The organism is Fructilactobacillus sp. X7R4C1, assembly GCF_059901115.1.
Genome location: NZ_JBWXVD010000007.1, coordinates 20,299 through 39,367 on the forward strand (window position 1 = coordinate 20,299; position 19,069 = coordinate 39,367).

General features: G+C 39.7%; 14 protein-coding genes. 5 read left to right on the forward strand and 9 right to left on the reverse strand.

The window, feature by feature from the left end; genetic code table 11:
• The first annotated feature begins 103 nt into the window (after positions 1-103).
• The 4 genes from AC6UC9_RS06725 to AC6UC9_RS06740 all read left to right on the forward strand — a co-directional run bounded on the left by AC6UC9_RS06725 (position 104) and on the right by AC6UC9_RS06740 (position 9,606).
• Entirely contained in the window at positions 104-679 is a 576-nt protein-coding gene (locus AC6UC9_RS06725; protein ID WP_500701521.1) for an NAD(P)H-binding protein, read from the forward strand.
• Positions 679-4,263, forward strand: a complete 3,585-nt coding sequence (locus AC6UC9_RS06730) for a PD-(D/E)XK nuclease family protein (protein ID WP_500701522.1) — start codon at positions 679-681, stop codon at positions 4,261-4,263. The genes AC6UC9_RS06725 and AC6UC9_RS06730 overlap by 1 nt, the downstream gene beginning before the upstream one ends.
• Positions 4,250-7,975: a helicase-exonuclease AddAB subunit AddA gene (addA, locus tag AC6UC9_RS06735; RefSeq protein ID WP_500701523.1), complete on the forward strand. Its 3,726-nt coding sequence runs from the start codon at positions 4,250-4,252 to the stop codon at positions 7,973-7,975. The genes AC6UC9_RS06730 and addA overlap by 14 nt, the downstream gene beginning before the upstream one ends.
• A gap of 272 nt (positions 7,976-8,247) precedes the next feature.
• Positions 8,248-9,606, forward strand: a complete 1,359-nt coding sequence (locus AC6UC9_RS06740) for a cytosine permease (protein WP_500694263.1) — start codon at positions 8,248-8,250, stop codon at positions 9,604-9,606.
• A 54-nt stretch (positions 9,607-9,660) separates the two neighbouring features.
• On the opposite strand, the gene AC6UC9_RS06745 is transcribed toward AC6UC9_RS06740, so the two are convergent.
• The 7 genes from AC6UC9_RS06745 to AC6UC9_RS06775 all read right to left on the reverse strand — a co-directional run bounded on the left by AC6UC9_RS06745 (position 9,661) and on the right by AC6UC9_RS06775 (position 16,296).
• Complete coding sequence (locus AC6UC9_RS06745) at positions 9,661-11,376, reverse strand: ABC transporter ATP-binding protein (RefSeq protein WP_500701524.1); 1,716 nt, start codon at positions 11,374-11,376, stop codon at positions 9,661-9,663.
• Between the two features lie 76 nt (positions 11,377-11,452).
• The gene (lanKC, locus tag AC6UC9_RS06750) at positions 11,453-14,059 is read right to left on the reverse strand and encodes a class III lanthionine synthetase LanKC (protein ID WP_500694265.1); all 2,607 of its coding nucleotides are present in this window, start codon (positions 14,057-14,059) and stop codon (positions 11,453-11,455) included.
• A 50-nt stretch (positions 14,060-14,109) separates the two neighbouring features.
• Positions 14,110-14,247, reverse strand: a complete 138-nt coding sequence (locus tag AC6UC9_RS06755) for a class III lanthipeptide (RefSeq protein WP_500694266.1) — start codon at positions 14,245-14,247, stop codon at positions 14,110-14,112.
• A gap of 17 nt (positions 14,248-14,264) precedes the next feature.
• Entirely contained in the window at positions 14,265-14,396 is a 132-nt protein-coding gene (locus AC6UC9_RS06760) for a class III lanthipeptide (RefSeq protein ID WP_500694267.1), read from the reverse strand.
• 22 nt (positions 14,397-14,418) lie between these two features.
• Positions 14,419-14,556 carry a hypothetical protein gene (locus AC6UC9_RS06765; RefSeq protein WP_500696193.1) on the reverse strand — a complete coding sequence of 46 codons (138 nt, stop codon included), beginning with the start codon at positions 14,554-14,556 and terminating at the stop codon, positions 14,419-14,421.
• A gap of 257 nt (positions 14,557-14,813) precedes the next feature.
• Positions 14,814-15,950 (reverse strand): recombinase RecA, encoded by a 1,137-nt coding sequence (gene recA, locus AC6UC9_RS06770; protein WP_500694269.1) that lies wholly within the window; start codon positions 15,948-15,950, stop codon positions 14,814-14,816.
• A 112-nt stretch (positions 15,951-16,062) separates the two neighbouring features.
• Positions 16,063-16,296 (reverse strand): hypothetical protein, encoded by a 234-nt coding sequence (locus tag AC6UC9_RS06775; RefSeq protein ID WP_500694270.1) that lies wholly within the window; start codon positions 16,294-16,296, stop codon positions 16,063-16,065.
• A 195-nt stretch (positions 16,297-16,491) separates the two neighbouring features.
• Between AC6UC9_RS06775 and AC6UC9_RS06780 the strand changes: the two genes are divergently transcribed.
• Entirely contained in the window at positions 16,492-18,231 is a 1,740-nt protein-coding gene (locus AC6UC9_RS06780; protein WP_500696007.1) for an oleate hydratase, read from the forward strand.
• A gap of 54 nt (positions 18,232-18,285) precedes the next feature.
• Here AC6UC9_RS06780 and AC6UC9_RS06785 read toward each other — a convergent pair whose 3' ends face one another.
• Both AC6UC9_RS06785 and AC6UC9_RS06790 read right to left on the reverse strand, forming a co-directional pair.
• Positions 18,286-18,696 (reverse strand): ImmA/IrrE family metallo-endopeptidase, encoded by a 411-nt coding sequence (locus AC6UC9_RS06785; RefSeq protein WP_500694271.1) that lies wholly within the window; start codon positions 18,694-18,696, stop codon positions 18,286-18,288.
• A complete protein-coding gene (locus AC6UC9_RS06790) occupies positions 18,677-18,994 on the reverse strand; it encodes a helix-turn-helix domain-containing protein (protein WP_500694272.1) in 318 nt (105 codons plus the stop codon). Before AC6UC9_RS06790 ends, AC6UC9_RS06785 begins: the two co-directional genes overlap by 20 nt.
• Between the last annotated feature and the right edge of the window lie 75 nt (positions 18,995-19,069).

A 19,069-nucleotide genomic window follows, 5' to 3' on the forward strand; every position in this document is an offset into this window, starting at 1 on the left:
AAAATGTGTCAAATCACGAACGATACTAATTACAAGGCAAAAATCGTGCATTAACGTCCGTTGACATGTTTGTTAGAATTAGAGTATGAATGGAGTTTTAGAGATGAAGAAGATTTTATTATTAGGAAATACTCCGGCCGAACAAATGGTCTTTAACTATTTTAATAGAAGTAATAAATTTCAGGTTTTTGAGATTACCGCGGGCGATTTTACTAAGGAACGGACGTATCAGGGACACTTAAAGGATGTTGATATCGTGGTTTCTTTTCTGGGACCGATGGACGTCGATTTGGACATGGAAGCGTTGTTTTCCGTGATTTATTCGCACCGCCTTCAACTAGAACGAGTTATTTTTCTTTCGGTAGCAGGCATTGACAAAGAAGTTGACGGAAAACTTGATTATCCGGGAGTCGATGACGTCTCTGAATTTTTAAAGCAGCAGCAGTATGCCATAAAAGTCATTGATGAATCGGAAATCCCCTACACTGTTTTTCGCTTGGTTAACGTAGTTAATACCAAACACAACGATGGTCATACGATTGAAGAAGGAAAGTCCGTTCCGGTTGGAGACGTTTCCCATGAAACGGTTGCACATTTTGTAATTGACGCAATCGTGAACGAGAAATTTATCAATCAGTCACAAGCACTCATTGAGGAGCGTTCAGAAAGGAAAGCATAATGGCACTACAATTTGTCTTAGGCAAAGCCAGTAACGACCATTTTAAAAAAGTGGTCGGCGATCTTGATCAGTCCATGCAGCAACATCCAAATGATGCATATTTTTATTTGGTACCGAACCATATCAAGTTTGAGTCCGAGCTAGGGACGCTGAAACAATTGAATCATAAGCATAAGAGCACGTTTGCTGAGACACGGGTCCAGGTCTTTTCCTTTTCACGATTGATGTGGTATTTTCTTGGCAACAGTAAGGAGTATCAACTACCTCGGCTTTCAAAAGATGCCATTAACATGATAATTTTCCAGATTATTGAAAATCAACAAGAGCAATTATCCGTATTTAAGGGTGAAGGAGCCCAACCAGGTTTTATTTCGCAGGTGGCTGATCAGATTAACGAACTGCAGCAGGGTAAGATTGACCCCGATACGCTGGATAAGATTGCTGGTCTTGATCCTGGAACGATTAATCCCGAATTACAGGGAAAACTGAAAGACATTAGCGTGATTTATCGCGAATTCTTGAAAAAAACGGACGGAAAATACGTCTATAGCTCACAGACTTTGACAATGTTAAACCAGTACCTACTGAACACCGACCTGTCCCAGATGCATTTTTACATCAGTGGTTTCTCGCAATTTTCCGCTTCGGAATTAGACATCGTCAAAACGTTGATTGATAAGGCCAAAGATATCACGATTGACCTCAACTTAGACCGTTCGTATCCAAATGAAATGCCCGATAACTCGGCCTTCTTTTTGCGTTCGGGAAGACTGTACAATCAGTTGTACCAGTACGCTAAGGCAAGTGGTGTCAAAATCATGACCGATCAGTACGCGGGCGACTGTCGTTGTAATGACGGCATTAAGGAACTAGAGGACTACTGGATTTCAAGTAGTCAAGTGGGCTCCCCAATTTCGCCGAACACGAATGGCAACTCGGACCTCGAACTTTTTCGGGCTGATTCCAATTATGACGAGTTGATGAACATTGCGACCATGATTCGTCAGATGGTTGCTACGGGCCGTTTTCGTTACTCCGATTTCATGGTGGTTACCAGACATTTGGACAAGTATCAAAACGTCATTGATCCCATTTTTCAGATGCAACAAATTCCGTATTTCGTGGACATTCAGAAACACATGGATAATCATCCCTTAGTGGAACTAATTGACGCGTTGTTTTCCATCTATCGTACCAATCGGAAACGAAACTACCGCTATGACGATGTGATGCGATTACTAAAATCAGAATTACTACTACCAAAAGATAAAGACGGAAAGCCGATGAACATTGATCGTTACCGTCGCTGTCTTTCGTTGTGTGAAAATTTAGTCCTAAAAAATGGCTACGAGGGGAAACGCTGGACTCAGGACGAAGACTGGGAGTACGCCGCTGTTTCTGATAATGATACGGGGATTGTGTCAAATCGAAATAAGGAAATCTCCACTGACATCAACGTCATTCGCCACTTTGTAAAAGAAACGTTACCACCATTTTATAGGAAAATGGCGCAAGCCAAGACGGGAAAAGATGCTGCCAACCTGCTGTACCAATTTTTGGATAAAAATGGTGTAATTAATGAACTAAAACACTGGCAGGATCATGCCACTGAACGTGGTGACCTACAGGAAGCTGGTCAGTCGGAACAAGTTTGGAACACACTGTGCGGTTTACTGGACGACTTTGTTACTTTTTTGGGTGATCATCCCTTTGAAATGGACACCTTCCTGGACCTCTTAAAGGCTGGTTTTGAAGGGGCTTCGTACTCCCAGATTCCATCAACCTTGGATCAGGTCACAATCTCTGAAACCGGACTAGTCCAATTGAACGATAAAAAAGTGACCTTTGTAATGGGAGCTGACGACAATAGCATGCCAGCCACGATTGAAAACAATAGTCTTTTTAACGACGCTGATCGTGACCAGATGAATGAGCACTTTACTGATGACCAGTATTTAAATGACAACAGTGAGACCCAGATGGTCAACGAACCCTACTTAAATTATTTAGCCTTCATGACCCCATCTGATAAATTGGTCTTTTCGTACAACTTGGGTGGCGGAAAGGAAGACGTGACTCAGTCCATCTCACCGTACGTCGCCAGAATTAGGGATCACTTTAACCTAAAAGAGCAACATGTAAGTGGGACGCCAGCATCTGATTCTAACGATGTTCGGCAGTTCATTGGTTCCAAGCGTGCCACCTTAAAGTTCTTGGTCAAGGCCGCACTCGATGCTAAGGTTAGTGGTAAAAAATTGAGTCCAGCTTGGAATCAGATTAAAGCGAACCTTGAAAATGACCCAACGATGCGGACCATCACGCAGAAGTTACTTGGCAGTCTGACGTATGAGAACGTGCCAGCTTCTTTGAAGCCACAAATTGTGACGGGTCTGTACGGGAACACGATTAATACCTCCATTTCTAAGCTAGAAGAATTCTACTATGATCCGTACGAATACTTTTTGAAGTATGGACTGCGACTAAGAGAACGAGACGAGTTTAACCTTGATCCCAGCAGTACGGGAACGTTCTACCACGAGTCTCTTGATGAACTGGTCAAGAAGATTAATGCCGAACACATTGACATTACTAAGTTAACCAACGAACAGATTAAAAACATGGTAACTGAAATCACAGATACCATTATTGAAAACGACCCGAACCTGCAGTACGAAATTCTGAAGAGTTCCAACCGGATGGAGTACATTGCTAGGCAGTTAGTTCAAACCGTGATTCAGATGGCGACGGCACTTAGAGACCAGTCCCATTACACCAAGATGCGGCCGAAAAACACCGAGGTCATCTTTGGTGAACCCGGAAAACCAAATGGCATTGACGGTCTGAACTTTGATTTAGGCAGTCAGCACTCGGTGAACGTGCGGGGTCGAATTGACCGGATTGACCAGATGTTCATTGATGGGACTGAGTATCTCGGGGTGGTCGACTATAAATCCGGTGAAAAGAAGATTGATTTATCGGAAGCCTATGACGGAACGCGGATGCAGATGATGACTTACCTTGATGCGGTGCTACGAAATCAGGACAAGCTGTCTACTACTGACAAGGTGAAGTTAGCGGGAGCGCTTTATATGCACATCTTTGACCCGATTTTGAAGCCGCAAGACGTTAAGAATTTTGATGATCCGAAGCAGCTGGAAGCTGCATTGATGAAGGCTCATAAGTACACGGGCCTCTTGGTTAATAACGACGGTATGTTAAAAGACATGGTCAATAACGTTGACGATGCCGGTAATATTTATCCATATCAGTTTACCAGTAAGGGTGATTTATACAGTAATGCGGTCAAGACCAGCATTGTTGAACCACGTGACTTGGACCTTCTACTGAAACGGACTGAGGATCGGATTAAGAATGCCGGTAAGCAGATTTTTGCCGGAAACATTAAATTGGAACCGTCTCAGTATAAAGACCAATCCAAGATTATTTATTCTCCCTATAAACCGGTGATGCAGTTTGACCCATTATTAACTGAAAATAATTATCGCATTGTTAAGGACATGGGAAACAACAAGGACGTGATTGACTTCTTAAGAAAGGAGGCACGTGATAATGGCGAACAATAGTATGAATTTTACCCCCGAACAAGAAAAAGCCATTACGGAAAAGTTCCCAGGGAATGCGCTAGTGTCGGCTTCGGCTGGCTCGGGAAAAACCCGAGTGCTGGTTCAACGAGTCCTAAATAAGGTCGAACACGGCGTTGACGTCGATCATCTATTGATTGTGACGTTCACGAAGGCCGCTGCTAAGGAGATGCAGGACCGCATTAAAAAGGGTCTCCAGGATCAAATTAATCAGACCAGTGACAATGCACAAAAACGAAACTTGGTCAAACAAATTCGGAAGTTGTCAGTGACCCACATTTCAACGATGGATGCTTTTTGTCAGTGGTTAGTCCAGAAGTACTACTACGCCATTGACCTAGATCCCAACTTTCGGATTTTGGCCGACCGAACGGAGCTGGAGATGCTCCGGGATACCGTTTGGGAAGACGTGCGCGAAGACCTGTACGGAGACGATGAGGATGGGTCATTTGCCAGATTAACCCGCAATTTTTCAAGTGATCGGGGTGACGACGGTTTAACCGACGTGGTTCTGGGACTTTATGATTTCGCAAACGTTGATCGAGATCCAGTGGCGTGGTTAGATAAGCTTTCAGGTTTGTACCAGATGGACGGTAGTATCACTCGGAGTGCGTTTTACCAGAAGTACCTCCTCCCAGAACTTCAAAACAAAATGAAGCAGGCCCTTAGTTTACTTGAACAGTCCCGTCAGGAATTTTTAAACGGTGCCATGTCTGATCGGGCCGATTTGGTTGAAGCCGACATTAAAAAGTTGAATCAGATTTACGATCGGTTAAAAACGGCGGACTGGGATGCCCTCTATGATGTATTTCATGATTTTAAACTGGGAACCATGTCTCGAAAAAAGGTGGATGATTCTCAAAAAGAATTCAAGAAACGAGCCATGGAACTACGTAAAAATGCTGATGATACGATCAAAAAGAATCTTACCAATCGATACTTTTTTGCCAAACAAGCTGACAATTTGGATGTGATTCATCATTCTGAAACCATCGTTAACAAGTTAGTGGACGTCGTTAAGACGTTTTCGACGCGCTATGCTGAGGTTAAAAAACAAAAGCACGCCTACGAATTTATTGATATTGAACACTTTGCGTTAAACATTTTAACTGGGAACAGCAAGGACAGTCCTGAAATTCAACATCAGTTTCAGAACTACTTTAATGAAATCATGGTTGATGAGTATCAGGATAATAATCGTCTTCAAGACGCCATTTTAAACGCCATGAAGAATCCGAAACATGAGAACATGTTTATGGTAGGAGACGTCAAGCAGTCGATTTATCGTTTCCGGTTGGCGGATCCCGGGATGTTTCTGGAAAAACTAGACGATTATCAAGAATCCGATAATCCGGATACGGCGGTCGTTTTGGCCGATAATTTCCGTTCAGCCAAAAACGTCGATGACTTTACCAACTTAGTCTTTTCTCAAATCATGGACCGGGGTCTTGGTGAGATGAACTATACCGGCAACGCCAAGTTGAAGTACGGGGCCACTTACTACGGTGACGACGTTCAATCAAACGCCAATATCATGATGTACGTTGATGATTCAGACCATGATGACGACGATCTGACCCTTGAACCAGACAATAGTTCTGAAGGTCAGGTCAAAATGGTGGCCGATCAAATTCAAGATTTAATGAAAAAGAAGATGCAAATCTACGACAAGACCACGCACGAGATGCGTGACATTCGTTATGGTGATATTGCTATCTTGGAACCAACCCGGAAGAATAACTTAGATATTTCCAAAGAATTTGCCCAAAAACAGATCCCACTTTCAATTGATGGTGGCGAGAGCTACTTTAAAACCACTGAAGTTCAGATTATGATGTCACTTTTACAGATTATTGATAATCCATATCAAGATATTCCGCTCGCGGCGGTCCTGCGTTCGCCAATCGTGGGAATGGATGAAAATGAGATGGCTTATCTGCGAATTAACCACAAGACCGGTGACTATTTCACGTCGCTTCTTGATTTCTACCACAACTATCCGACACAGGAACCAACCGAATTCGGGAACTTAGTGGCTAAAAAAGTGCAGTTGTTCTTGGACCAACTGAATGATTTTAAGGACTTTGCGACAAAGCATGAACTTTCGGACTTGATCTGGCACATTTACAGTGTGACTGGTTTCTTGGACTACGTTGGTGGGATGCCAGCCGGAAAGAAGCGCCAGGCTAACCTGCACGCTTTATACGAACGGGCCGCTGAATACGAAAAGAGTAGTTTTAAGGGCTTGTTTGCCTTCGTGCAGTTTGTGAAACGACTGCAGGACAAGGATGACGATTTAGCGGAGGCCCCTGCAGAAGTTGAGACCGACTCGGTCCACGTCATGACGATTCACGGTAGTAAAGGACTAGAATTTCCGGTGGTCTTTTTGATGGACGCTACCAAACAGTTCAATAACTCTGACAGCCGGGGAAACTACATTTTCAATAATAAATTGGGAATTGGGGTTAAATACTTAGACCAAAAAAAGCATGAACTGTTGCCCAGTTTGCAGTACGTGGCCATTAATGATTTAGAGCACAACAGTATGCTAGCCGAAGAGATGCGGCAGTTGTACGTTGCACTGACACGGGCTGAACAGCAACTCTACATTACTGGGATTGTTAAGAACAAGAAGTCGGTCGAAGATGAGACCAAGAAGTGGGAGCGCGCCTATCAGAGTTCAGACTTGGTCTTAAATCAGTCCACGAGAAGTAGTGCGAATAACTTTATGGACTGGATTGGGGCGGCCCTTGCTCGTCACCCAAACTACTATCAGAACCGGGGAAAAGTTGACGCCACCCACGTTTTGGCGAAGGATCCGACGAACTTTAAGGTCGAATTTGTGACGGCGAAGGATTTGAAGCAACCTGGGACGATCGAAACAAAGTCGGCCACAGAGGAACAGGAACTTCTAGCTGATCAAATTGATCAATCACAAATTAAGCAGATTATGGGGTTCAAATATCCATACAAAGCAACTACTACCACCACGGCCTATCAGTCCGTTTCGGAAATCAAACGATTGTTTGATGATCCTGATAACATTCAACTTGGAAGTGTTGCCGAGAGTCGGAACATGATTTTGAGACGAACGCGATACAATAATTCAACGTTTATGCAGCCCCAGTTCATGCAATCGGTTGGACAGCCCAATTCGATGGAAATTGGAACGGCGACCCATCTGATTTTGCAGAAGATTAACGTCAAAGAACCGGTTAATCACGAGACGGTTTCAGAACTCTTGGCGCAGTTGGTTAATGATAAGTTAATTACGCCGGAGGTTGCCAAAAAGGTCAACGTTGATTCGGTTGTCGAGTTTTATCAAAGTGACCTAGGCAAACTGATTAAGGCTTATCCCGATCAACTTCATCGGGAAGTTCCGTTTTCACTGCTGGTTTCAGCCGACCAAATCTTCTCTGAGTTTGAAAACGATTCGGAACAAAAGTTGTTGGTCCACGGAATTATTGATGGTTATCTTGATTTAGACGATGGACCCGTTCTGTTTGATTACAAGACCGATTTCGTTAATCCGAATAAGCCGGATGCGAGTGTCGAGAAGATCATTGACCAGTATCGTGGTCAGGTAAATATCTATGGAATTGCTTTATCAGACATCTTGGGTAAACCAGTTAAAGACGAATATTTATACCTGCTATCAAATAATACTTTGCAGCGGGTTAGGGCTAAAAAATAAATAATAATAACGTCAGTCAAAAATGATTGGCGTTTTTATTTTCATAGAAAACGAACAATATTAGCTAGCCAACTTAATTGATTCAAAGAAAAACGAATGATAAAATTTGTGGTAACTTAATGATTTACCTAATGTAATTTAGAATTTTCGTAATTGAGGAGGCGTTCGAATTATTCGTTGTGAAGGATTCTTTCAGTGGTATACTTGAAATAAGTTGCAAATACGACCATCAGACAGTAAACCAAACCAGTCGTTAATAATTGGAGGATAAAATGGAGCGAAATAAGAAGTATGCATTTGAGTCAATCCCAATTTCCGAACGAGACATGAACTATTGGGATATGTTTGCCACGTGGTTCGGAGCGAACGCTAACAACGGAACCTGGTTCATTGGTGGCGTGATTGCCGCCGCTGGTTTCTTTGGCGGAATTAGTTCCGCCGTCATTGCTTCGGCAATTGCTTTCGCGTTTTTGAGCATGGTGGGCTACATGGGATACCAAACGGGAGCATCGACCACGATTTTGTCCAGAGCTCCCTTTGGAATTCGGGGAAGTGTCGTGCCATCAGTCATTAACCTGACGCTCTTTATGGGGTGGACGGCCGTTAATACGTTTATCGCCGCCACGTCCCTCGCGTATCTGTTTCACAGTATGTTTGGCTGGGCGTTGTTTGGTCAACCCGGCGGTTACTTTGGGATTATTGTTGGAATTATCATCATGAGCATTCTGCACTTACTTAGTATTATTGCTGGTCCCAAGTCCGTTCAAATTATCGAACGAATTGGAGTGATTTTGGTAATTATTTTTGTGATTATAGAAGTCATCGTGGTCTTTCGTGACGTTTCGTTTTCACAGATTGCCAAGTATCAAGTTCCAATGAAAGCCCGGATGCCATTTGGGGTCGCCCTCGATACGATTGCCGCGGCTGCCCTTGGCTGGGTAGTTGGTGGAGCTGACTTTACCCGGTTCACTTCCAGTAAACGCATTGCCACCCAGGCTCCATACGTCGGTGCCATTCTTGGGATGGTCAGTTTCGTCATCATCGGTCTGTGCACGACGCTGAGTGTTGCTTTGACGTCCGGGGTCTTCAATCCTAATAACTCCGATCCTAGTACGGTTGCTAATAAATTGGGACTGGGTGTTATTGCGATGGTTGTCATTGTTTTGACCAGTATGACTGCCAACGCCGTCAACATTCAGTCTGGTGGATCCGCTCTAAATAATCTGATTCCCAAGATTAGTTTGAATAAATCATTGTTCATCGTTACCATCTTGTCCATGATTTTGACACTGGTTCCTTTGATTAACGGTAGTTTCCTTGATGCCTTTACGGCATTTCTGAACTATACTGGGATGTTCCTTGGACCAATCATTGCCATCTTGGTGGTTGATTACTTTGGCTTGTCAGATGGGAAATACGATTTAAAGGCTTTAGAAACTCCTGCAGGGAAATACTGGTACAAAAATGGAATTAACTGGTTTGCGATGTTATGTATCGCCATCGGGGTGGTATTGTACATTGCGTTAAACATGTTGCCAATTATTAAAGCAACGGTTGGTGCCACTTTTATTTCTATGATTGTGATTGCCATTATCTACTATGTTGGTAGTAAATTAATGAGGAAAGCGTAATTAAATAACAAACTAAAAAAGCATCAAATCATTATTTAATGATTTGATGCTTTTTTAGTTTTTATCAATGAATTGTTCATTTACGAAGCGATGATATTCTGGAACTCGATTCATTAATTCTTCGTGGTTTCCAAAGCCTAATATTTTGTGACGGTCTAGAAAGTATATTTTATCGGCATTTATAATGGTTGAAAGTCTGTGTGCAATGGCAATAATTGTTTTGCCGGTCATCATCTTATCAATTTCATGTGTTACTAATTGTTCAGAATCAGAGTCCAGACTAGAAGTTGCTTCATCAAGAATTAGGAATTTAGGATGTTTTAAATATGCTCTAGCAATTTGTAATCGTTGTCTTTGTCCTCCAGATAATTTAAGTCCTTGTTCACCAATGATTGTTTTTATTCCATCTGGTAATGATGATACACAATTTTCTAAATCAGCAATTTTAATTGCTGTTGATATTTCTGATTTGCTTGGGATATTTACTAAACCAAGAACTAAGTTATCATAAAATGTTCCAGAAAAAATAGTGTTATCTTGAGTTACTACTCCAAAAAGCGAACGCCATTGCGAAATAGAAAAATTAGAAGAGTCATTGTCATCAAACAAGAGTTTTCCATATTGGATTGGATAAAGTCTTGTTAATAAATTGATAATAGTGGTTTTCCCAGCGCCTGAGGGACCAACGATTGCAATTTTATCACCAGGAGTAAAATCCATTGAAACATTACTTAGTACTAGGTGATTTTCATAAGAAAAAGATACATTTTTTAATTTAATAACTGAATTTTTTGAAGTGTTTTTAATAACAGGATTTTTATAGTTATTTTCTGGACTTAACTGTAAGATTCTAGTAATTTGTTTTGTTGCTCCCTTTGCTTGCTTGTAGCTTGCATAGAAATCAGCTATGACATTAATTGGTCCAATTACTTGGAATAGATACATTAGAAAAGCGACTAGGGTTCCAATGGAAAGAGTTCCAGCTGATACCCGAACACCACCGTACCAAATGATTATAATAATCAATAAAAGTCCAAACATGGTTTGAATTGGACCTGTTATAGCAAAAATTGCATTCATTTTTAGTGATAAATGATAAAGAGCATTTACGTCTTTTTTGAATTTATTTTGGATACTATGTTCTGCGTTATTTAATTTAACCGCTCGAATGTTTCTAAGACTTTCAGAACTGGTTTCATTCATTTGAGCTAGTTTCTCTTGAGATTTAATTGAAACCTTCTCATCAATTATTCCAATTGGGATGGTAACCATCGCGTCTAGTGGAAATGCAATTAAGATAAGTAAAGATAGTTTCCAATCAAGTGAAAATAAAATTGCAAATGTTCCCACCACAGTAATTATCCCACTAATTGAAGAGGGGATTATTTCAGTAGTAAAGTTTTGAATTATTGAGGCATCATTAATAACTCTACTAGAAAGTTTTCCACTTAATTGGTTATCAAAATAGGTAGTTGGTAAATAAAGAAGATGATCTTGAATACGAGTGCGAATATTTGCAATTTGTTTGGCTCCTGAACGACTAAGCAAATATCCACTAATTGCTGTAAAAATGGCACTAAAAATTAGCAAGGCCAAAATTCCAATAATTGTCCACGTATTATTTTTTTGACTGAGTAACGATTTAATGTTGATAGCCTTACCAATTAATAGGGGAATAAATAAAGAAACTATTGTTCCAATCAGACTTAAACCGAGTCCAACGAAGAAGCCGGCATCTAGTTTAATGAAATTAATTTTTGTCTTTTTCATTATTTTCCTACTTTTAATTTATTTAAGAATTAATCATAATAAATGATTTTATACGATGACATTAATTTAATTTTGATTAGGAAAGAAACAGTTGATTTAAGACAGATTTAGGCACTGGCATCCATTTCCAAGCGTTATTATCTTTAATGCCTTGTAAGACAGTCATTAGACCAGCATTTCCAGTAAACAAATCATTTGAAAAACGATATCCATATGTTCCGGGTGACATAATATTATTATTAGAATCTACAAGCAGATAGTTTTCTAATGACTGGACTAATTTATCGATGTCGGATAATTTGTTTTTATTATCAATTCCTATAAGGATAATTCCACTGATCCCTCTGGTTAGTCCAGATGAGTATGTGCAGTAAGTTTGGAGATTTTTAGTGAATTGTTCTTGAAGGTTTAAATATTTTTCGTTTTGAAATTCATGTAAGCGCCTAATAAATTGGCTCAATACTAATCCGACACCAACTCCTCCTTCTCCTAGATATGGAAGTATTCTGGGAAAACCAATTGAATTATCCAAAATCTCTGCAGATTGTGAGTCGGAAATTTCAATGTTTTTATCTAGTTCAAAATTCAACATATCTTTGGCATTTTTCAGAGTTTCTTTGTTTTTTGTTACATCAAATAGTAGTAATAAAAATAAACTCGCGCCTGACCATCCATTCATTAATCCATAAGGAATGGTATCTTCATCATCTGGTTGAGTTCCCGAACCATTTATAAATAATGTATTTAAGCGGATCGCGATTAATTTACTCATTTCTAAAAATTTATTATTATTATTTTTTTTAAAGAAGGCTAGTAAACTTAAACCAATTCCGCTTAATCCAGAGTAAAGAGTGTAATCTGTTTCTTTTAAAATTCTATTTTTTTGATCAAGTATAAATTCAAGAAATTGGTTTGAATGTTCCTGTAAGTTTAAATCATCTAAAATAGACGCAATTCCTGAAATACCATTAAATAGTCCAAGACTGGTGTCTTCATTGAAGTGGCTAATAAGATTTTTGCTGCTATTATTAGCCCAATTGATTTCTTTTGTTAACTTTGTATTACTCCGATTTAATGCCATTAGTATTCCAAAACCACCATTAGCGATGTTAACTTTTCCAAGCTTGTCAATAAATTGTCTAATGTCACCACCTGAAAAACTATCATTTTGATTTGATGAATATTCAATTATTCCGGTTTTTAACCCATTGATGAGTTTGTCTACTGCTTTTATATTGATTTCAAATTTTGGGACGTCGAAAATGTTCTTTAATTTTGGAATGAAATTTTTACAATCCTTTTCTGTATTTTGTAATATATCAAGTGCTTTTTCTCCAAAATAATCTGTTATCCATTTATTTTGATTTTCTTCAATTTTTAAAGACAAATCAGAAACGAACTCAATCGGTAGTAACAAAAATCTTGAGATCCTCATGTAAGCAAACCAATCAGCACTTTTAAAGTCACTAATTTTAGAATTAACGTATCCCATAGTTTGTAGTTCTGGATGATATTCATTTGAGAGGAGGGTAGCAGTCTCAAAATCGATTAGTTTAATGTTATTGTTAGGAGTAACCATAATATTATTTGGATTTAAGTCACCAATAGCAAAACCAGCCTGATGAACTTCTGTAATTGCCACTTTTAATTGTTTGATTAATTGATCTATAAGTTTTAAATATTCATTTCGATTCTTTTCGTATGAGAAAGGAAAGTTTTCTGGAATGAAATCGGATAATGAATTTCCAGGAACAAATTCTTCAATCAAGTAATTATTTTCCCATATCTCAAAATAATCATAGACCTTAACTGTTCTGTTAATCCCATTTAATTTTTTTAGGGTATTGTATTCATTCTTTACACGGAAAAAACCATCATTCCCTTGTGCATCAATTCCAGACTGTTTTCGTCCCTCCTTCATTACATAATTTTTACCATCTTTTGTGACTTGATAGACGCCGCCACCATTACTAAAGTGAATTGCGGAAATAACCTCATAGCGTTTGAATTTAGTTAAATCAATTTTGGAATATTCAATCGTTTGTATTTTATCCATTTTTTTAATTTCTTTTGGTTCAGAAATAAATGAGGGAACGTTATAGTATGGAACCCTTAAGTCTGGCACTAACTCTCCATTTGGATTTTTGATTCCCATGATCGTTTTTCCATCATGTACCATTGGCATTCCAATAAATCCCCCATACCTAAAGAAGATGTTGGAATTGTACCACTGTTTATCGTTTAAAATATATGCACCCTTGGGGATGTCATTGGTTAGGTCAGTTAGGGGACTTAATAGTTGAATAAATTGATCTTCATCTTTGGGGTAAATTGTTATGAATTTTCCACATGCAGATCGATCACCATATTTTGAATTTTTCATAATTAATTCTTTTTTGGTAGGAACAAATTTAAAAGAAATGTTATTTTCTATCAAATACGGTGTGATTTGGTCCAATGTTTTTTGCGCGTAATCAATGGGAGATGTTACATGAATTTTCCACCCTTGGTTTGGCAGTTGTCTATTTTTATTGATAAAATAATTCCAATTTTTATCGATATGATGATTCCATTTATCCTTGTCGTGAATAGTAACTTTATAAATTAAACTGTTTGTTTCGGCTGTGGTGGGTTGATAAAATAATGATCCTTTTTTTAAATAATCTAAATATCTTAAATCCATAACTACATCCTTTAAGTTTAAAATAAAAAGAGAGTCCTATTAGGGCTCTCTTATCTCTTGCATATAAGAATACTAACGTCACTGTTAATTGTGCATCCAACGCTCAGATGAGAACCCTTACGTCCTTTTCGGCGCTTTTTTCTTAATGCTACATTATCAAGTTGTTGTAATTGCAGAATAGGTTTCATGAAATGCTCCTATAGTATTATTTGCACATAATACTAATATTGCTGTTGTTGCCACATCCCATAACACTAATATGAGAATCTTTTTTCCCGCCAACAAGCTTCTTGGCATTTTTACCCACAGTCTTTTGGAGGTCTAGCAAAGTTTTCATAATAAATACACCTATTGTTAAATTACTGACAGAAGACACTTACATTGCTTCGAACATCACATTGAACACTGATATTACTTCGTACTCCGTGATGGTGATGACGACGCTTCTTCTTTAACTCCACGTTTGGTTGTGCTTGTAAATTAAACAAGTACTTCATATTAAATCTTCCTTTCTTGTGAGAGGCTTAATTACCATAATTAATATAAATTAAACGATATAGAAAGTCAACAATTTTTTAAAAGTTATAAAAATTGTTTTTTATAGTTGTGTAATTACACTGAAAATTCATTTGAGTATTCGATATTTGACTTATGTAGATTTAATTAAAATATTGTTTAAAGCTTTATCAAGATTATTATTTGTATTAAAAAAGCATCAAATCATTACATAATGATTTGATGCTTTTCCATTTAATTAAACGTCTAACTTAGTTTCGCTATCTTTTTTGGTACTTGCTTTGGTTGTTTTCTTAGTAGTGGCCTTATTGTCAGTTGACTTGGATTTTGCATCCTTGTCACTGTCATCGTCCTTTGATTCTTCATCATTGGCAATGCCATAGGCTTCTCTGACCTTGTTCTTGATTTCTTCGACCATCTCAGGTTTGTCACGCAGATTGGCCACGGTCTTATTTAGGCCTTGTCCCAGTCGTTCCTCACCGTATGAGTACCATGATCCAGATTTGTCGACGATGTCTTTGTCAACGGCTAGGTTGACCATGTCAGCAATCGGTTCGATACCCTTTCCAAAACTCATCAAAGTGTCAACGGTCTTGAATGGGGGAGCCACCTTGTTCTTTACGACTTTAATCTTGGTTTCTCGACCAACGACGTCTTGACCTTCCTTTGATTGCTTACCAGAACTAACACGGAGTCGCACACTTGAGTAGAACTTAAGGGCCCGACCACCAGGAGTTGTTTCTGGGTTACCGAACATCACACCAACTTTTTCTCTTAGTTGGTTAATGAAGATAACGACGGTATTGGTCTTGTTGATACTGGAAGCTAGTTTTCTAAGTGCCTGTGACATTAGACGAGCTTGTAAACCAACGTGAGAATCACCAATGTCACCCTCAATTTCAGACTTCGGAACTAGGGCAGCTACTGAGTCGACAACGATTAAGTCGATAGCACCGGATTGTACCAGTGCATCGGCAATTTGCAGTCCTTCTTCACCGGTTCCTGGTTGCGATAACAAAAGGTTGTCAATGTTAACTCCCAGGCTGTGAGCGTATTCCGGATCCATCGCGTTTTCGGCATCGATGTATGCGGCCGTTCCGCCAGCTTGTTGGAGGGCAGCAACGGTCTGAAGGGCAATCGTGGTTTTACCAGATGATTCGGCACCGAAGATCTCAACGACTCGGCCACGAGGGAAACCCCCAATGCCAAGGGCGATATCTAAGGATAAAATGCCGGTTGAAATGGAATCAACGTTTTGGTTAGGGGATTCGCCCATCCGCATGATAGCGCCAGTTCCAAATTCTTTTTTGATTTTGCTGAGTGCTTTATCGAGCTCGATTTGACGCCCGTCGACACTGTTTTTAGAATTTGCCATAAAATTCCTTTCTTTTTACATATTACGTAATTGCGAACGTACGTTTGGTTATTTAATATAATCAATTGTACACTAATAATTACGTAATTTCCAATTAAATTAAATCAATTAATTAGATTCGTTTATTAACGTAATAGGGCGAAGTTTGATCGTTATTTTTAGCATCTGATTGAGCGTTATCCGAAAGGAAAATATCGAATGATTTTTTGTCTTTTCCATGAACTACTACGACGTTTTTGGCCTCCACTTGTTTGTCACGGTAAAGTTGAGCAGAACGAACTGCATCATTATAGTCGTGAAAGTTTCCAAGTGAGTCGCCGGGATTGAAAAATACTGTTTCTGGCATAGTAATTACCACCTTTCTTCTACTATATTGTACCAGATTACGACCTTAATTATCTATTCGCAGGCTGACATGTGAGTTGCTTAATGGTTGACGTAAGAACATTAATTAAATAAATTATTAAATCAAATTGATAAGTTACATTCCAACTTTTGGGTACGTTATAATATAAATATAAGCATATGTGAAACTGCTAACATAGAGACAAATGCTTACTACGTATTTAAATCTAGGAGGTTTAATATGACTAAGAAAAAAGCAATTATGATTGGTGCCGGCATTTCTAACATGGCCGCCGCCGTTTACTTGATTCAAGAAGGTCACTGGGACGGAAAGAACATTACTTTCTATTCATTGGACGACCATGGCGCAAATGATGGTGCCAAGACTGACGTGACCGGCAATGAATACTGGAATCGCAATCACGAAACGTCTGACCAGACTGGCTTTGTCGCTCGTGGGGGAAGAATGTTGAATTACCGGACCTACGTTGATTTGATGGATCTCTTAAGTCGGGTTCCGTCAGCCACCGAAGAGGGAATGACTGCCGCAGAGGACACGCGTGACTTTGATTCTAAGCATCGGACCTACGATAAAGCGCGTTTGATGGAAGGCGAAAAGGGCATCATTAACTCCTCTAAAATGGGATTTAACAACAAGGATCGGTTCTTATTGACGAAGTTAATCATGATGCCAGACGACAAGGAGACTGAACTTGATAACGTCTCCATCGCTGACTACTTCAAGGACGATCCCCACATGTTTCAAACCAACTTCTGGTACATGTGGGAGACGACCTTTGCCTTTCGTACCCAAAGTTCAGCTCAAGAACTCAGGCGTTACATGCACCAAATGATTTACGAATTTACCCAAATTAACACGCTCGTGGGGGTTAACCGAACTCGCTACAATCAGTACGAAAGTTTGATGCTACCATTAATTAATTACTTGAAGAAACAAGGCGTAACCTTCGTCTTGAACCGTCGGGTTAATGATTGGGACTTCAAAGAAACTCCAATGAACGAAGAAATTACCGTTAAGGGCCTAGAAATGGAGAACGTTGACACTGGTAAAGATGAACACATTGATGTCGATGATGATACTGCGGTCTTCTTCACCAATGGTTCCATTACCGATTCGGCTACGCTTGGAGACTTCAACACCCCGTCCGGTGAAAACACCGATTATGGAGCTGCTTCAAGTTTGTGGAAGAAAGCCACCAATCACTTCTACAACTTGGGGAATCCAGACAAATTCTTCGCCGATCGGAACGCCAGTGGCTGGAGTAGTTTTACCGTAACCACTAAGGATCATACTTTCTTAAACGAAATCACCCGTATTACTACGCAACTACCTGGGAATGCTTTGAACTCCTTCCTATCAACGAGTCCAATTACTCCGTTAGGTCAAAAAGACGTGAGAATGTCGATTGTGGTTCATCATCAACCTCATTTCACCGACCAGAAGCCAAACGAAACCGTTCTTTGGGGTTACTTCTTGTATCCATATCGTCGCGGTGAATTCGTCGACAAGCAGTACATCAAGATGACTGGAAAAGAAATGGTTCAAGAGTTGATCGGACAGCTTTCAAAGGTCGATCCGGGTCCCGTAAACATCCGTGATAAAGAAAAGGAAATCATGGACTCAATTGTCAACTCGGTTCCCGTTTACATGCCATACGCTTCGGCATTGTTTAACAACCGGGCTAAGATTGACCGTCCCAAGGTCATCCCTGACCATTCAACGAATCTAGCATTCACCGGTGAGTTTGTTGAACAACCTTACCAAATGGTCTTCACCGAACAAAGTGCCGTTCGTTCTGGTGAAATGGCCGCTTATCACTTTGCTGGTGTTCCAATGTCAAAACTCGTGGACAACCCACGATTTGATAAGAATCCGAAGATTCTGGCCAAGGCCGCTAAAAAATTATTTGAATAGATGATCGTAAATGAAAAGCTCAACTTCGAAATGAAGTTGGGCTTTTTTGATGTTTCAATCAACATAGTCTTTAATTTCAGTAAAACACACGTCACGTAGTGAATCCGGGATGGCAAATAAATCCATGAATTCCTCTAGGTTAAGCTGGTCAATTTCCTTGTTGTCAGCGTAGAAGGGAACTAGAAGCCTAACGGCATTCACGTTGGCCTTCTGTTCGTACTTGGGATTCATCAGAGTGGTAAAACTAAGAATGGCATCATCCTGATCGCACTGCAGGACGTGGCTAATTTCGTGCGCAATGATAAATGGAAGTTGTTTTCGTAGCTGCCAGTTGGCATTAATCACAATTGAATGGGAACGAACGTCCGCAAAGGATTGGGTATTTTGATGGAGTTTGTCCGTGTATACAACGGCAATGTCATTATCTAACGCATAGTTAAAAAGACTATTGATGATTTCGTGCATTTCGAAGTTTCCTTAAGATTTCCACGACTGTTTCACGGTCTTCTTCTGGGATGGGTTTGCCCCCAAACATCATGATCGTTGAGAGGTCATCTAAGTCAGCCGAGTTACCAGTTGAGTTTCCTAAGAGATAGTCAACGGAGACGTTGAAGTAGTTGGCAACTTTTTTGAGTTTTTGCGAATTAGCGGTTTGGTCCCACTTTTGCATGGTTCCGTTGGAGAACCCAAGTTGATGCTCTAATTCGCGAATGGAAATATTTTTATTTTTAGCAAGCTCTTTAACCCGTTGATAGATCGACATTTTTGACTCCTTTTAATTATTTACATAGAAAATTAATCTATGAAATTGTTGACATGTAGAAATAATGGATATATG

Bases quoted from the DNA above. Each gene is read 5' to 3' on its own strand.
- AC6UC9_RS06760 (WP_500694267.1), bottom strand. From the start codon at position 14,396: ATGAAAACTTTGCTAGACCTCCAAAAGACTGTGGGTAAAAATGCCAAG.
- AC6UC9_RS06775 (WP_500694270.1), bottom strand. From the start codon at position 16,296: ATGCCAGAAACAGTATTTTTCAATCCCGGCGACTCACTTGGAAACTTT.
- addA (WP_500701523.1), top strand. From the start codon at position 4,250: ATGGCGAACAATAGTATGAATTTTACCCCCGAACAAGAAAAAGCCATT.
- lanKC (WP_500694265.1), bottom strand. From the start codon at position 14,059: ATGGATTTAAGATATTTAGATTATTTAAAAAAAGGATCATTATTTTAT.
- AC6UC9_RS06745 (WP_500701524.1), bottom strand. From the start codon at position 11,376: ATGAAAAAGACAAAAATTAATTTCATTAAACTAGATGCCGGCTTCTTC.
- AC6UC9_RS06730 (WP_500701522.1), top strand. From the start codon at position 679: ATGGCACTACAATTTGTCTTAGGCAAAGCCAGTAACGACCATTTTAAA.
- AC6UC9_RS06765 (WP_500696193.1), bottom strand. From the start codon at position 14,556: ATGAAGTACTTGTTTAATTTACAAGCACAACCAAACGTGGAGTTAAAG.
- AC6UC9_RS06790 (WP_500694272.1), bottom strand. From the start codon at position 18,994: ATGTCGATCTATCAACGGGTTAAAGAGCTTGCTAAAAATAAAAATATT.
- AC6UC9_RS06725 (WP_500701521.1), top strand. From the start codon at position 104: ATGAAGAAGATTTTATTATTAGGAAATACTCCGGCCGAACAAATGGTC.
- AC6UC9_RS06785 (WP_500694271.1), bottom strand. From the start codon at position 18,696: ATGCACGAAATCATCAATAGTCTTTTTAACTATGCGTTAGATAATGAC.
- AC6UC9_RS06755 (WP_500694266.1), bottom strand. From the start codon at position 14,247: ATGAAACCTATTCTGCAATTACAACAACTTGATAATGTAGCATTAAGA.
- recA (WP_500694269.1), bottom strand. From the start codon at position 15,950: ATGGCAAATTCTAAAAACAGTGTCGACGGGCGTCAAATCGAGCTCGAT.
- AC6UC9_RS06740 (WP_500694263.1), top strand. From the start codon at position 8,248: ATGGAGCGAAATAAGAAGTATGCATTTGAGTCAATCCCAATTTCCGAA.